The organism is Scytonema sp. PRP1 (genome assembly GCF_036697665.2).
Lineage (GTDB): Bacteria > Cyanobacteriota > Cyanobacteriia > Cyanobacteriales > Nostocaceae > Kalymmatonema > Kalymmatonema gypsitolerans.
Genome location: NZ_JBAHYJ020000123.1, coordinates 57,200 through 74,252, shown reverse-complemented (window position 1 = coordinate 74,252; position 17,053 = coordinate 57,200). Strand labels below are relative to the sequence as shown.

Annotated in this window: 7 protein-coding genes and 1 pseudogene; 4 read left to right on the top strand and 4 right to left on the bottom strand. The window is 42.0% G+C overall.

Annotated elements, in window-relative coordinates:
- Window positions 1–17: 17 nt before the first annotated feature.
- A complete protein-coding gene (locus tag V5G28_RS32585) occupies window positions 18–536 on the top strand; it encodes a phosphoribosyltransferase (protein ID WP_096565075.1) in 519 nt (172 codons plus the stop codon).
- A gap of 58 nt (window positions 537–594) precedes the next feature.
- Complete coding sequence (locus V5G28_RS32580) at window positions 595–1,152, top strand: Uma2 family endonuclease (RefSeq protein ID WP_332991510.1); 558 nt, start codon at window positions 595–597, stop codon at window positions 1,150–1,152.
- Window positions 1,153–1,155: 3 nt separating this feature from the next.
- Here V5G28_RS32580 and V5G28_RS32575 read toward each other — a convergent pair whose 3' ends face one another.
- Entirely contained in the window at window positions 1,156–2,073 is a 918-nt protein-coding gene (locus tag V5G28_RS32575) for an AEC family transporter (protein ID WP_332991508.1), read from the bottom strand.
- A 143-nt stretch (window positions 2,074–2,216) separates the two neighbouring features.
- On the opposite strand from V5G28_RS32575, the pseudogene V5G28_RS32570 reads away from it, so the two are divergent.
- Window positions 2,217–3,427: pseudogene (locus V5G28_RS32570) on the top strand (RNA-guided endonuclease InsQ/TnpB family protein).
- 54 nt (window positions 3,428–3,481) lie between these two features.
- Entirely contained in the window at window positions 3,482–4,297 is an 816-nt protein-coding gene (locus V5G28_RS32565; RefSeq protein ID WP_332991506.1) for a M15 family metallopeptidase, read from the top strand.
- A 600-nt stretch (window positions 4,298–4,897) separates the two neighbouring features.
- Here V5G28_RS32565 and V5G28_RS32560 read toward each other — a convergent pair.
- The 3 genes from V5G28_RS32560 to V5G28_RS32550 all read right to left on the bottom strand — a co-directional run bounded on the left by V5G28_RS32560 (window position 4,898) and on the right by V5G28_RS32550 (window position 16,799).
- The gene (locus V5G28_RS32560) at window positions 4,898–6,409 is read right to left on the bottom strand and encodes a long-chain-fatty-acid--CoA ligase (RefSeq protein ID WP_332991504.1); all 1,512 of its coding nucleotides are present in this window, start codon (window positions 6,407–6,409) and stop codon (window positions 4,898–4,900) included.
- 3 nt (window positions 6,410–6,412) lie between these two features.
- Window positions 6,413–8,071 carry an HAL/PAL/TAL family ammonia-lyase gene (locus V5G28_RS32555; protein WP_332991502.1) on the bottom strand — a complete coding sequence of 553 codons (1,659 nt, stop codon included), beginning with the start codon at window positions 8,069–8,071 and terminating at the stop codon, window positions 6,413–6,415.
- 286 nt (window positions 8,072–8,357) lie between these two features.
- Complete coding sequence (locus V5G28_RS32550) at window positions 8,358–16,799, bottom strand: SDR family NAD(P)-dependent oxidoreductase (protein WP_332991500.1); 8,442 nt, start codon at window positions 16,797–16,799, stop codon at window positions 8,358–8,360.
- Window positions 16,800–17,053: the final 254 nt, after the last annotated feature.

Below are 17,053 nucleotides of genomic sequence, written 5' to 3'. Positions count from 1 at the left end.
AATAAATTAAGTTCCCTATGCCAGACCTTTACGTTTCTTGGTCAGATTATCACCAAAAAATTGAACAACTGGCTGCTCAGATTTATGAATCCGGCTGGAAATTCAACCAAATTGTTTGCCTTGCTAGAGGGGGGCTGCGAGTGGGAGATATCCTCTCACGTATTTATAAGCAGCCTTTGGCGATTTTGGCAACATCATCATACAGTGGCTCTGGTAAGCAAGAACGAGGCAATTTAACATTTTCTTGTCACCCGACAATGACCACTGAAAATTTAGGTTCGCACATTCTTTTGGTAGATGACTTAGTAGACTCTGGGGTTACACTCAAGGAAACTCTCCCTTGGCTAAAACAATACAGTGATTCTCCAATTGAGGAAATTCGTACTGCTGTTATCTGGTACAAAGCTTGTTCGGTTATAGCACCTGATTACTACGTTGATTATTTGCTTGACAATCCCTGGATACATCAGCCTTTTGAACCTTACGAATTAATGAGTCCCGAGGATCTTGTGGCAAAGGTGAGTCAGTTGTGCTAAAGGGAAGTGGCAAGATGAGGAGGTAGGGAAACTAAATAGCAATGGGAAAATAAGGCAAATGGTTCCAGTCAAAACTCAACTCACGCTACAAGAATTCCTTGCACTGCCACAAGAGGATGTTACCTATGAATTAGTGGATGGAGAAGCTCAACCAAAGATGTCTCCTAAAAGATTCCATTCTAGACTCACAGGCGCACTTTATATCCTGTTGACTCAGTGGTGCCAAAATCGCGGTGAAGTAGGCATTGAGTGGGCGGTGACTCTTAAGCGCAATGGTCGAGATTGGGTGCCAGTACCAGATTTACTCTATATTTCCTATTCTCGCCTGCCGAGCGATCGCCTCTTCGATGAAGCTTGCCCAATTCCTCCAGAATTAGCCATCGAAATAATTTCTCCAGAGCAAACTTTTGGAGAAATGAGCGAAAAAGCTACAGATTACCTGAATGCAGGTGTAATGAGGGTCTGGGTAATTGATAGTAAAGCCAAAACTATCACTATTTTTTATCCTGATGCTCCACCGCAGACAAAAAGAGGAGAGGCGAGTCTAGCGGATCCGCTTTTTGAAGGGCTTCAACTCACACCTGCGTCAATTTTTCAACAAGCAGGAATTCCCTAAAATTCAAAACAGCCACAACCAAATCGGCAGAGTCACCAGCAACACCATCGATCCCACAGCCAATGCAGTCACTGCAAGGTCGCGATCAAGATTGAATGTTTCCGCAAGAACCAGTGTGGCAAATGCTGGAGGCATCGCCATTTGCAGTACGATCGCCCGTGCTGTTGTCCCAGTTAAACCAAAAAGTGGTAGAATGCTGCCTAGAATCACGGGGACGAGTAGCATTTTGATGCCTATGCTAACGCTTGCCCTTGGTAAGCTATGCCATGAAGTAAGTTTACTTAGTCGCATCCCAATCAACACCAGAGATAAGGCTACGCCACTCCAAGCAATTTGCTCTAGCCAAAATTCAACGGGTGCAGGGATTTTTACCTGTCGAAATAGTAACCCAAACCCGAAACTCCATAGAGTAGGATTGATGATAATTGCCTTAACAACCTGTAATTGAGTATGAATCCCACCGCCATAACGAGCCGCTAGAGCAGCACCTAGTCCGTACGCCCCGAGTGTTGTCCCGAGTAAATCATAAAACAGCGCCCAGGCAAAGTATTGTGTACCAACTATTGACAAGGTAACGGGATAACCAATATAACCTGTGTTGCCCACCATTGCCGCTAAGATAAAACTCCCTTGAGTCGATTTGTGGGGTACAGTGTTTGTCAGATGAGCCTGTGCTTTTATTCCTACCCAAGCGAAAACTGCGCCTAGTAAAATGGCTAAGTGGGCGATCGCTGCTGCCATCCAAATTTGTCCTGACAAGTCGGCTTTCCGTAAAAAAGCTACAATGCTTATCGGTACTCCTACCCAGAATAAGAACTGCCCTAAACGCGTAGGAACACTAGCAGGTAGTTTGCGTCCCAAAGTGTATCCTACTAGGACTAGGAAGACTAACTTGACGTAGAGTTCTAGGAGGTTTGTCAAAATGAAACCTAAGTATGTAGATGCAAAATTTTACCCCGCAGCGTTTCTTTTTCTCCACTTTACCGAAAATTTGAGTTTAAAGCCCCGTCCTAAAGGAGCGGCTCTTGTATGCTAAAATATTTACGTAGGGTTTTTCCACGCAAATGATTGTCCTGGAGTTCAAGGCTAAGGGAAAAACAACTCAATACACTGCCATTGATTCGGCAATTAGGACGACTCAATTTGTCCGCAACAAAGCCGTTTGCCTTGGATGGATAACCAAGGTGTAGGACAGAAAGATCTATATCGTCAGAGTAAAGTGTTGAGAGAAGAATTTCCCTTTGTCAAAGCCCTAAACTCTAGCGCTTGCCAAGCAGCAGTCGAAAGAGCTTATAGTTCGATTGCTCGGTTCTACAACAATTGTAAAAAATCCATTCCGGGAAAGAAGGGCTATCCAACCTTTCAAAAAAATTGTCGCTCAGTAGAATACAAAACATCTGGATGGTCTCTTTCTGAAACTAGCAAACAAATCACATTCACTGACAAAAAAGGTATTGGCAAGCTCAAACTCAAAGGAACGTGGGACTTAAACTTCTACCAACTAGACCAGATAAAACGAGTTAGGTTAGTCAACAAAGCTGATGGGTACTATGTTCAATTTCTAATTAGAACTGACAACAAGATAGAACATCAACCAACTGGTAAAACATTGGATTGGATGTAGGACTTCATATGATTTTACACCGATAGTAATGGACATACCGAACCTAACCCGAAGTTTTATCGCACAGGTGAGAAGCGGTTGAAATTTCATCAACGACGGGTTTCTCGCAAAAACAAAGGTTCTGCCAACCGCAAAAAAGCCATTAACAATTTAGCGCGAGTACACCTCAAAATAAGTAGGCAACGTCAAGAACATGCCAAGACACTGGCGCGTTGCGTAATCCAATCTAACGATTTGGTTGCTTACGAAGACTTGAGGATTAAGAACTTAGTTAAAAATCATTGTCTTGCCAAATCTATTAATGATGCTGGTTGGTATCAATTTAGAAAATGGTTAGAGTATTTTGGCATTAAGTTTGGCAAGATAACGGTTGCAGTAAACCCTGCCTATACCTCCCAAGAATGCTCTAAGTGCGGCACTCATGTGAAAAAGTCTCTGTCTATGAGAACTCATGCTTGTCAGTGTGGGTTTGTGCTGGATAGAGACTGGAATGCTGCCATTATTATTCTGAAGTTAGCCTTGAGTACCACAGGGCATGTGGGAACTTGGGTCTATGATCCGAACGCTTCGGGAGATTCGACCTCTACTTTGGCTGGAGCAATCTTGTCAGAGCAAGTTGGATCTATGAACGAAGAATCCCCACGCCTTTAGGCTGGGGAGTGTCAAAATCTGTTATGGATATTGAACAAACGCAGGAGCTGACTCTTGGATAATGCTGGGTTTTCTGAAAAACCGCAAGATACACCATCTACTTCTGGTGAAGATATTCCAGAAGCTTTACGCGATACTCCTGATACAGCCCCCAAAGTAAGCATTCGCCCGTTGCTTTTGATGATTGGGGGAGTGGTGGGAGTTGTCTTGATAGCCGTCGTCAGTGGTTTTTTGTTTTTCGTAGTCGCACCCAAAAAAGCAAAAGATTCTCAGCCTTCGCCTCTTAGTTCAACTCCTGTAACTCCATCAAAAGCGGGTAATTCAGCCACATCAAAGGAAAATATAGTTTTGGGGCATTTTTCCTACACAGAAGCCTCTGAGTCAGAACTACAGCCAATTTCTAATGATAAGCGCATCAAAATGCGAAAAGCCGCAGCGCAGAAGTTTCTAGAAATGGCAGCAGCAGCGCGGAGTGCCGGAGTCGTTTTGGTGCCTATTTCCGGTTTTCGCTCTATAAAAGACCAAGAACAGTTATTTTTTACCGTTGGTGCCCAGCGGAATCAGACACCAGCGCAACGGGCTGCTGTTAGCGCTCCCCCCGGTCACAGTGAACATCATACAGGTTATGCTGTGGATATTGGGGATGCAGCAGCACGAGCAACCGATCTGAATCCAAACTTTGAGAAAACTAAGGCTTATCAATGGTTAGAGGCAAACGCAGCCCGTTTCGGGTTTGAGATGTCGTTTCCCAAAGACAATGTTCAAGGGGTGAGTTATGAACCTTGGCACTGGCGTTTTGTGGGCGATCGCGATAGCTTAGAAACTTTCTACAAAGCTAAAAATTTGAAACCCGCTCAAGTATCTCAATAAAGAACAAGGAGGGACAAGAGATTTTTATGATCACGAATTAAACCGACTTAATGTCATCAACTCTTGCCCATTGGTAACAAGTTAAGCTTGTATGGCAGTTGCAAAATCTATTTGCTTGGCATGAATCATAAAATTAGCTTATGAATTAACTGCCTAAAATCAATCCAAACCAAACTTAGATAACGTCAGTAGACCGAAAACTTTTGTCCGCGAACGCAAGAATAAGAGTTTGAACCGATTTTTTTGGAAATAATGAGTGCGATTGCACAGGTGCCAGTGCCCTTGGGCGATCGCAAGCGATGACACTCCCTGCCCACCTTAGGGATTTCCAACAAATAAATTATCCTCAATTGTGGGGTGGGCAGGAAAGCCCGCCCTGAATACAAAGGACGGGTGGGGACAGCCATCCCACAAGAAAATTTGGGATATTTTTTTATTTGGAAGTGCCTTAGGCGATGCTCCAAAGGGAGCTGCCCAAAGGGCGCTCGCACGATAGCCCATTTACAACCCCCACTTCACTTGACGACTATCTAACTTTTTTTTCGCGTTGCTCCGATAACTTTCACGTTGCGCATCAAAGGCTCAATGCCACCTTTATCGCTAAATTCGAGAAGAATGTGAAAAGCTATCTTCACGCAGTAATCGCTTGAGTACTTTTCCTGTTTGACTTTTCGGAATTGAATCGACAAAGTTAAAAGCTTGTGGAACCTTGAAATTTGCTAAATTTTGATGACAAAAGAGACTGATTTCTTCTTGTGTTATTGTTTGATTAGCCTTTAGTATAATGCTTGCTTGAACTATTTCTCCTTTAATTGGATCGGGTATACCATAAACAGCTACCTCAGCAACTGCTTGATGCTGATATATGGTGTTTTCTACCTCTGTTGGATATACCTTAAATCCAGATACATTAATCATGTCTTTCAAACGATCAACAATGTAAAAAAAGCCATCTTCTTCTATCCGGCCAATATCGCCAGTATGGAACCATCCATTTTTAATGACTTGAGCAGTTTCGGCAGGGCGATTCCAATAACCAAGCATGATGTTTGGTCCCCGAATAACTATTTCTCCTAATTCACCCGGTTGTACCTGATGACCGTTATCATCAATAACCTTCATTTCCACATTCTCAATTGGAGAACCAATTGAACCCATTTTGTATTTTAACTTGTGGTTATAACTTGCAAATGGGGATGTTTCTGTTAAACCATACCCTTCATAAATTAGCGATCCATATTTATCTAGCCAATTCTGCACTACTTTAACTGGCATAGGTGCCGCAGCAGAAAAAAAGTAACGTATACTTTTAAAGTTACAGACAGGAAGATCCAAGTTCAGCAGTTTAATGAATACTGTCGGTACCCCAAAGAACATTGTTACCTTATGAACACTAATTAATTTTAGTGTTTGCTCTATGTCAAATCGGCGTTGCAAAATAATAGTAGCACACGCATTTAGAGCACTGTTGAGAATTGCGTTCTGGCCAAAGCAATGAAATAATGGCAGATAAAGAAGTAAGCGATCGGTTGATTGAATGGAATAACAATTATTGGCAGAGTAACTATTAGAGATTACATTACCATGAGAAAGCGTAGCCCCTTTGGGAAAGCCTGTTGTGCCTGATGTGTAAAGGATGCTACTGGGATCATTGCAATCCATCTCCAAAATATGTGCTGTTTGAGAAGCTTGTGCCATCATTTCTGTTAAGCTACTTCCCTTCGTTGCAGCACCTTCTGCAATCAAAATGTGTTGTAAATCAGGTAAGTCATCCTCCACATATTCGCTGTGAAGCTCTGTTGTAATGACTACCTTAACAGCACAATCTTTAAGAATGTAGCTGACTTCATTACTTTTGAACATTATGTTCACTGAGACAGCAATTGCGCCAATTTTGAGAATACTGAGATAAGAAATGATGTATTCTGGAATGTTAGGTAAAAATAAGGCTACGCGATCGCCTTTCTTAATTCCTAACCCCCGTAAAACATTTGCTACACGGTTGACTAACTGATTAAGCTGTTTGTAGGTATAAGTTTTCTCTTCAAATATCAAAGCGATTTTGTCAGGAAATAGAAGATGACCTCGTTCTATATGATGTGCAATATTCATAGCTCATACACCCTTATTTAAGCTAGACAAAACATGGTTGACTGCGGCGACAATTTGCCCTCCAGATGCAATATCTTGTGTAATTTGGGCAATGTGTAAGTCTAGTGATTGTTCATGATCATTCCAAATGTAAGAACGCTTAGCAGAACATGGCACTCCAACTACATCGTGTACAGCCATATATAATTCTTTAGTTCCTGGTGAAAGGGTGGCACGAGCATCATAATGCCCAGCAACTAAGTAAGTGCGTAAATCAACAGCTTGGACTCCAAACATTAAAGTCATAGCCATATATTGTTGAAAAATTTCAACTGAATGCCGCGCTAAATTGGCAGAAGCAAAACCTTGGCTATTAATATTTTGGTTAAACTGTTCCGCGTGGGTAGGAAATCTGTCGGCTATGGAATTTCCATAAAAGGTCAATAGCGGCATGATGGAGTTTCCAGCTATTTGTAAACCCTTCAACCCCATGTTGACAGTACGCTCTCGGTTTCCAACTAAAGAGGGTGACAATCCGTTGTTAAATTCTGGCGCTACCAGAGAGGCTATTTGTACATCCAAGTGTTTAGCCAACAACCCAATGTAATAGCGCAGCCGATCCATTGCCACACCGACATACTGTCCCAAGAAATTGCCGCCATGATAACTCGCTTGATTTTCTACATCAATTAGTGGGTTGTCTGTGGCAGAGTTAATTTCCACCTCAATTTGTCTTTTAATTTCTTCAATGCCATCGACAATGGGACCCATGTATTGTGGCAGACAACGCAAGGAATAACGGTCTTGAATCAAATTGTCGCGATAGTCGTGAGAACCATCTAACTCATCGCGTACTAAGTGTGAGCCTGCGAGCAGGTTAAGCATTTGCGCTGCTGCCCATTTTTGCCCTCTATGAGGTTTAAGCTGATGGATAAATGGGTGGAATGATTGATTGGTACCATTCAAACCTTGGATAGCTAAAGCGTGCGCACCCACCGAAAGTGCTAATAAAATTTTGGTGTTGTACACGCAGTTAGCAGCAATCCCTGTCATGACTGAAGTGCCATTCATCATCGCTAACCCTTCTTTGGGAAGGAGTTGCAATGGCTCTAAACCCAGCTTACTGAGCGCTGTTGGCGCGTCCATTTCTGTGCCGTTGAAGTCAACCTTATAACAAGACTCAAGACCAGTTAGAGCTCCAGTAATGTAGGATAACGGCACCAAATCCCCACTCGCACCAATCGAGCCAAATTCATAAACATACGGTGTCACACCAGCATTCAAAAAGGTTTCTATGCGCTGGATAAGTTCGAGGCGGATGCCAGAGGCTCCATACAAGTGTGAGTTGATACGCAACAGCATGGCGGCGCGCACATCAGCGAGCGGTAATCTCTGCCCTGAGCCAGACTTGAGAAACCACATCATGTTGTTTTGCAGTTCTGCTGCATCTTCCGAGGAAATCACGACATTTGCCATGCCGCCAAAGCCACTTGTAACACCATAAATTGGCTCACCTGATTCAACACAATGATGGATGTAGTCACATGATGCTTGGATAGTTGATAAAACATGAGGATCTTTAGTTATGCATACCTTTGATTTATGGAGTGCTACATTAACTACTTCGTCTACTGTCAGCTTGTAGCCACCTACAACTACAATTTCGTCAGTATTCTTAGACAAGTTTGATGAGATTGTAGTTGTAGTATTTGAATGGCTATTTCTAGGATTCATATTGATTTTTTGCTCCTAAAACACGGTTAATTACAAAGTGTGTTTACCTACAAACTTCTTACAAAAGATAGAGGTTAGCTTTCATTCCTCTGGGACATGACAATTTAGTGGAAAGATGGAGAGGTTCAGGGACAGGGTTTCACCAGTTCATTAGCATAAATACTAAATAGCTAAAACCCTTGTCGTATGAACACTTCAAAAATTGAGTCACCTATAGGTTGCTCTGCTAAAATCTCTACTTTTGCAATTTCTTAAGATGCTCTGTAAGAGTATCTGCGATGATTGGCAAAAGCAGTTCCTGATCACTGTGTAAAAATAGATGATTTCCAGGAAAAACATACTGTTTAAAATCGCTGCTAGTATGTTTCTTCCAATCCTCTAAAACGCTAGGAGGAACAATTCTATCCTGCGTTCCTCCAAATATGGAAATGGGGCAATCAAATGGCTTTTCGTCAGAGTAAGTATATCTGTCTAAGGTCAAAAATCCTGCTTTGAAGGTTGGTAACAAAGACTGCATCAGAGCAGTATTTTCCTGAGTGGTTTTGGGGATATCAAGAAAAGATAATGCTTGATTAATCTCAGCTTCAGAGCCTTGACCAACATTAGGAAATAAATGCCCGAGATGAGGAGGTAGAAAAGCGGCAACCAACAAGTGAATCGGATGAAAACCATGTTCTCGGCGCAATTGACGGGTAAGTTCAAAGCTAATGAGTGACCCTATGCTGTGGCCATAAAATACAAATGGTTTATCCAGATAAGGAAGTATAATGCCTGCCATCTTTTCTACTAACGAACTTAATTCGTCAAAGGGCTGTTCGTCTAAAAGGTCTATACTTCCAGGAAGCATAACAGCATAAACTTCAATATCTGATGGTAAGTGATTTGACCAGGAACGGAATAAGGATACACTTCCCCCCATATATGGGAAACAGAACAGACGTAAGCGGGCTTGTGGTTTGGGGTTAAAACAAACGATCCAATCATTTGCTGGTGCGATAACTTTAGCATCAGACGGTATTGGGGAAGTTATCACTTTCTCTGTAGAAGGCTGGACTTGAGGAATTAAATCTATTGCTAGCTGGTCAATGTTTAGACCTTGCATCAACTTCATCGTAGGCACGTCCACACCTAAATGCTTATTAAGTAAGTTCCTCAGTTCAAGAGCCATTAAAGAATCAATTCCCATATTGACTAATGCTTGCTTACTATCTAGCTTGGAGGCAGAAGTTCCCAATACTTTAGCGACTTGTTCACATAAGTAAGAAACGAACCAATCTTTTAGTTCAGCAGGTTCAAGCTCTAAAGGTATCTTGTAATGGGAGTCTTCACTATTGAGGTCAGCAGCATTTTCTGGAAGTGGTGTTTTATTTCCTAAGTGAGCTAATCGTAGTGATGCACTTGATGGGTTAAATAAAAACCACTTCTGCCAATTGATGGGTGTCACCATCGTCTGAATTGCTTCTTGTTGTATGAGTTCTCCTAATGCCTTGAGAGCTAATTGTAATGGCAATGGTTTAGCCCCCAAACGCTCTAATTGTTGAGCTGAATCTTTATTCTGAGATACATAACCAACATCAGATATACTACCCCAGTTTACAGTCAGTGCTGGTAAATTCTGGGCACGGCGATAGTGAGCGAGTGTGTCGAGGAAGATATTTGCAGCTACGTAATTTCCTTGACCTGTTTGACCAACAACGGAAGAAGCAGATGAGAAGAGGACAAATAAATCCAACGGTATATCTAAAGTTAGAGTATGTAAGTTCCAAGCTCCAACTATTTTAGGTGCAGTTACCTTATACCATTGTTCCTGATTCAGTTGCAGTAGAATAGCATCTTCTAGAACCATTGCAGAATGGAAAATCCCTCGCAAGGGTGGCATGGACTGACAAATGTCATCCAAAACTTTCTTCACTTGCTCTTTTACTGTTACGTCTGCTTTAACAACAACAACTTCTGCACCTTTGTGTCTCATCGCTTCTATAGCAGAGTTGGCAATCAAAGAAGTTGCACCACTACGTCCCATTAGTACCAAGTGTCGCGCACCATGTTCAACTAACCATTGAGCAACTGCTAAACCAAATCCGCTGAGTCCTCCTGTTATCATATAGGTTCCATCGGCACGGAATTTAATTTGCTCTACCAAGCGAGGTACTACTACATCTGGTTCTTTCCAAGACACCAAAAACTTACCGATATGCTTTGCCTGAGCTATGTACTTAAAGGCACTGGCAAGCCTCGACAACGGGAAAACTCTATGAGGAAGTGGATGGAGGGTTTGTGCGTCAAAGTATTGTATAACTTCACAAAATAGAGTTTTGGCAAAATCAAGACGTTCTCGCAAAATCTGCTCTAAATCGAAAGCAAAGAACGACAGTGATTTTTGAAAAGCTTGTATCGGCAACTTACTATTGTTGTTGACATTAGCAATGTCTATGAAACGTCCGAACATTCTTAAGGTGGACAAACTCTTAGCAATGGTCTCTTCTGGCAAAGTGTTAAGGACAATATCTATACCTTCACCATGAGTTAGTGCTGCTATTTCATCAGCAAAGTCTAAGGAGCGAGAATCCATCACATAGTTCACCCCCAAACTCCTTAAAAACTCTCGTTTTTCTGGAGTACTTGCCGTAGCAAACACCTCTGCACCAGCAAGCTGAGCAATTTGGATAGCAGCTAGACCGACACCTCCAGATGCTGCATGAATGAGTACCCGCTCACCTTTAGATATCTTGCCTAAATAGTGCAAGGCATAATAAGCCGTGACAAAAGCAAGGGGAACTGTAGCAGCTTGTTCTAAACTAAGATGTTTGGGTTTATGCACTACCAACTTGGCATTTGTAGTTGTATAAGCACTCAAACTAGCAAAACTGAAGGCAATAACTTCATCTCCAATCTCAAATCCTTCTACATCAGAGCCAACACTCACAATTGTTCCGGCACACTCCAAACCCAAAGATTGTCCATAAACACCATCTAAATTATCTTTTGTGAATAAACTTGTTGCCCTGAGCACATCTTTGAAGTTAAGACCTGTGGTATGGACTTGAATTTCAACTTCTCCAGAATTAGGTTGGCGGCGTGTTGCGGGTTGCAGAGTTAGATCATCTAATACTCCAGATTTTGGTTTTTCCAAATGGAAGGACTGATTGGCGATCGCCACTTCTTTTTGAACTGCTGTTGTCACCTCTGTTGGTCGTATCCGTCTTAGCCTATTTACATAACGAACTTGTCCCCGTAAGGCAATTTCATCTTCAGGTTCGTCTAACCATAACTCTTCAAAGAGAGACTGAATTTCCTCTGGGGAGGTAGTAGGACTAATATCGATCCTTTTACAGTTCAAATGAGCCTGTTCATTGCTGATGGTTCGACCTAAGCCCCACAAAAGCGATTGAGTCATAGATGGGGATGTTACAGATCCTACTGTTTGGCTTCCACCAGTTACTAGAAATAGGTGAGGATAATCTTTTAGGTTCGCCTTAGCTAATGCTTGAACAAGATTTAGTACACTGATACAAGCTATCTGTTGAATTGATTCTAAAGAAGCAATGGTCGTCTGCTCTGAGGGGGGTGCATTTAGACTCCAAAGATGGACTATACCACGATGAGGCTGCTCCCCACTTACTGCTTCTAATAGTTGCTGCATATCATCCAGATCACCTACACGGATCTGATAGTGCTTGGGATCCAGTTTCTGGAAGCTTGTCCCTGGGGAAATCAGAATAGCAGTTTCAGAACGTTCTTGGAGTTTCCCTGCCAATTGCAAGCCAACGCCGCTACTGTCAGCAAAAATCAACCAGCTTCCCTGTGTTTCAAGTTGTGCAGGAATTGTTTCAGATAGAGCATTCTGTTGAAGCTCAATACCTTTAGCCAAGATTACAGTTTGCGAAGATTTATTTGTATCAATATCTGCAATCCCAGTTACTTCTGCAAACCCAACTTCTGCCAACAAATCCCGCCACTTTGACCAAACTAGAAGTGGGTGTTTTGGTCGCAAGTCCAGATCAGAATATAACCACCACCCTTTGAGCAATCCAAATATCAGATCATTAATAGGTTGGACTTTAGTCAACTCTATGAAAATAAACAATCCCTCTGATGCCAAAAGCTGTTTGACATTCTCCAAAGACTGGCGGAGGTTACTGGTTGCGTGTATGACATTTGAAGCGAGAATCACATCAAAAGAGTGAGGAATAAACCCTTGTGCTCTGGGGTCTGCCTCGATATCCAAAACTTGGTATTCAATGAAGGGATAATCAACAAACTTTTGTGCGGCTTCAGTCAGAAATACTTGGGAAATATCAGTAAACACATACTCAGTGCAATTAACTGGCAGCTTTGGTAACACATAAGAAGTGAGTGAACCTGTACCTGCACCAATTTCCAAAATGCGTATTGTTCTTTCTTTTGGTATGTGTTCCAGCAATGTCATAATTGCCTTTTGTACGAGGAAGTTATAGATCCCAGTATTAGGTGCATCATGATAAAAATGCTCAGATGTTGCCAAAGTACCTTCAGAAAAAATTAGTTCTAAAGGATTAACCTCACCTCGCAGGACATCTGCCAAATTATCTCCACATCTCCCCACAAGAGTCAATTCTGCTTGGTAACTGGGGTATTGGGTTATCAACTCTTTCCATATTTGTTTTGCCTCTTTCAATTCTGGAATCTGGCTAACTTGCCACCAACCGTTTTCAGCTGTTTCAAGCACACCATTGTCCTGCAAAATTTCTAGCATCCGAACCAAAAGACGTTGATGTTGGGATTCTATATTTAACAGATTTTCCAAAAAGGCTACTGAAACACGTTCATGCGATCGCGGCTGCCAACCAAGTTTATCTAAAGCTTGCAGGATATAAGCCAAACACAAAAGATCGAACTGCGGCTCTACTACCTCATAGTAATGCTTTCTTCTGAACTGTTCGCTCAACCGAATAGCTTCGGGTTGCAAGAGTGAACAAATTTTTTGCATAGAAGGCAGATTAGCACTAGAGTGAACTAACTCTTGATCTGGACGTGCTTTTAAGCGCCATTGGTATTGATAAAAATCATCCTCCAAAGTCTCAGAATCTCTTTCCCGTGATTCTTCTACAGCGCGGCAGTATAATCCCTGAATTTTTACTAATACATTGCCTGTCTCATCAAGTATGTGAATATCTCCTTTAATGCTGGTTGCACTGTGTTCTACCAGACGCGCATAGCTCCAAAGTTGAAGTCCAGGACGATTGTAGAACTGAATTCGGTCTATCTGAGTAGGCAAGTAGGTAGTTGCTACTTTGTTTGCAGATACAGTTCCTAAGAGAACTTGAAAACAAGCATCAAGGATAGCTGGATGCAGTTGATAATCCTCAATATCTTTCTCTAAAACAGGATTGACTTGCAGTTGACCTAGCGCTTCTTCTTGACCACAGAAAAGTTGTTCAATTCCCTGAAAACATGGTCCATATTCTAGTCCTATTGCCTGGAATAGCTGATAGCAATCTTTCTGAGAAATCGTCTTTGTGGAACGCTGTTGAATTTCATCCAAAGCCAATGGTTGAGGAATCTGGCTATTTTGATTACGAATTAGCTTGCCAATAGCATGGCATACCCATGATTTTTCAGTATCTTTGGCTTTGCTATAAATTTCAAAAGAAGCTTGAGTGGGATTAATAACCAACTGCACTGTTGGTGATTGGTCATCCAGTAGAAATAGTGCCTTTTGAAACTGAACTTCTCCTACACCATAAGATTCCCCAGAGAAAGTTTCTTTAGCTGCTGCCAGCCCCATTTCTATATAGCCTGAAGCAGGAAATAGCACAGTTCCTTGAACGCGATGGTCGTTGAGATAACTGAGCTGTTGCTTGTCAATTGATCCATCCCACACTGGTTGGGCTGATTCTAGCTGGCATCCCAAAAGAGGATGGATTTGTTGTCCCAGAAGAGAACGTGAGGAAGTTTGTCCCAGCCTTGATTGCTGTGATTCTAATGACTCATGCCAATAACGCTCTTTCTCCCAAGGATAAAACGGCAATTTTACAAATTTGCCGCCTTCCGGATAAATTCGGTTCCAATCAACTAAATACCCCAAGGTGTGAAGCTGACCAAAAGACCCCAGCATGACGACTTGTTCGAGTTCTTGACGCCGCAAGGAAGGAAGTATTGTTGCTTGTTTGCCATGTATAGCAAAACACTCGGAGATTGAAGGGGCTAGAACTGGATGGGCACTGATTTCAAGGAAAAGATGATAACCAGCGTTAGAAATTTCATTGATTGCATCTGCAAACAAAACTGTTTGTCTGACATTTTGAAACCAATATGTTGGATCTAATTCTGTTCCTTGGACTCTTTGACCTGTTACTGTTGAATATAAAGGAACAGTAGCTACTTGAGGGTTAATTCCTTGTAAGGAATCAATCAAATCTGATTTTAAAAATTCCAACAACTTACTATGACCAGGTGCATCCACACGTACAAAGCGGTGGAAAATCTCTTTTTGCTCCAGAAGTTTGGCAATTTCTTCTAAGGCTGTAGTTACACCTGATAAAGTGACAGATTTGGGGCTGTTGATTGCGGCAATCCCTACAAGGTGTTCATTTCCCACTAAAAATTCTTGTACTTGTTCTGCGGATAGCCCAACTGCTAACATCTTCCCTTTACCAGTAGCACGATCAAGTAATCGACTACGATAAAAGATTAACTGAATAGCATCAGGAAGACTCAAAACTCCTGCTACATAGGCAGCGGCTACTTCACCAAGGCTGTGACCAACAATCGCATCAGGTAAAACGCCCCAAGAACGCCACAAAGCAGCGAGAGCAACTTGCACAGCAAAAATTAACGGTTGACCAACTTCAATAGTATTAACCCGCGAATTTTCTGCCGATGCCGTCAATTCAGCCATTAATGACCAATCTGCATACTGTTGCAGTAACTCATCACACTGTTCGATGACCTGGCGAAATACGGCTTCCTTTTCTAATAACTGTCGCCCCATTGCCCACCATTGTGGTCCAATGCCAGCAAAGACAAAAACTAGTTTGGAGTTATTTATGTCTTGACGCCCATAAGACATCCCCAAACGTTTTTCTCCCGCTAAAAAGGCTTGAAGGTTCTCTGCCATTTCTGCTTGAGAGTGACCTACCAATGTCAACCGATGGTCATGATGAGAGCGACGCAGACTGGCACTATAGCAAATGTCTGATAGTGAGGCATTTGAGTGAGAACTTTCTGTAGTCAAGAAATCATAAGTAACTTTTGCTACTGATTTAAGTGCTTCTGATGTTCGTGCCGATAGGGGCAATAACATTGCCCGACTATTCGATGGCGCTTGGTTTTGTGGTTGCTCATCCACAACATAAGTTTCTGCACCTTCCAAAATGACATGGGCATTAGTACCACCAATACCAAAAGAATTTACAGCAGCAAAACGTCCTCCTTGACTGCTCTTAGACCAAGGCTCTAGGTTTTGTGGTACTCGCAACTGCAATTCTTCAAACGGAATATTAGGATTTGGTGTTTCAAAGTGCAGGTTTGGAGGAATTTGCTGATGCTTCAAAGCCAAAGCCACTTTAATCAAACTTACAATTCCTGCTGCTGATTCCAAATGCCCCATATTGGTTTTGACTGACCCAACAAAGCAGTAGTTGCCAGCAGGACGACCTTTACCTAATACATTTCCTAAAGCTTTGGCTTCAATCGGATCCCCCACAGGTGTACCTGTCCCATGAGCTTCCACATACTGTATCTGTTCTGGAGATACTCCCCCAACTCTACAAGCATCTAAAATCACTGCTTCTTGAGCTAACCCGTTAGGAACTGTAATACCATTAGTGCGGCCATCTTGATTGACTGCACTACCTCGAATCACAGCATAAATTGAATCTTTATCAGCTATTGCCTGAGATAAGGGTTTCAAAACGACTATACCGGCTCCCTCTGCTCTAGCAAAACCGTCAGCTCGTGCATCGAAACTCTTACAATAACCATCGGGCGAGAGCATAGATGCCTTACACATAGTTATAGTTACTTCTGGCACAAGTATGATATTGACACCTGCTGCCAAAGCTAACGTACTTTCTCCATTCCAAATACTACGACAAGCAAGGTGAACTGCAACTAGTGCCGAAGAACATGCAGTATCAAGAGCCAAACTTGGTCCAGTGAAGTTGAAAAAGTACGATATTCGGTTCGCTGAGATGCTCATAGCGGAACCTATACCAGTACCACTTTCTATTGAATTACGACTGTAAGAATCAGGGTTTAATTGAATCTTTTGATAATCATGAAAATATTGACCAACAAACACACCAACATTTTTACCAGCAAGATGTTCTGGTAACTGTCCTGCATCCTCTAATGCCTCCCAAGCTGTCTCTAGCAACAGTCGTTGTTGAGGGTCCATAAAAGCCGCTTCTCTAGGAGAGATGCCAAAAAATAGAGGATCAAACTGATCTATGTTCTTAATAAATCCACCCTTACGGGTATAGACTTTACCTGGCTTTTCACGATTTGGGTCATAAAACTTGTTTAAATTCCAACGGTCGGCTGGCACTTCGGTAATGGCATCTACCCCGTCTTGCAAAAGTTTCCAAAAAGTCTCTGGACTATTAGCTTCGCCTGGAAAACGGCAGCCAATTCCAATAATTGCAATCGGTTCAACTGTTTCTGTCTGGAGATTTTCTTTGTTGTTTTGAGACATTATTGTATACCTTGGTAAGTACTTCAAAGTTGAGTAGTCTTGAACACCATAAAGCAGATTCAAGACATGATGAATTTGGTTTGAAAATGAAGATATAGAGTTATGATGTTGTATCTATATCTTGGATTCCAACTTATTGAAAATAGAGAATACTTATGCCAAGCAAAAAAATGCAACTCAGCTTACAGTTTGTACTTTGTCGTCACGAAAATATTGCTATTTATTATCCAGTCAAAGCTTAATAAAAATATAAG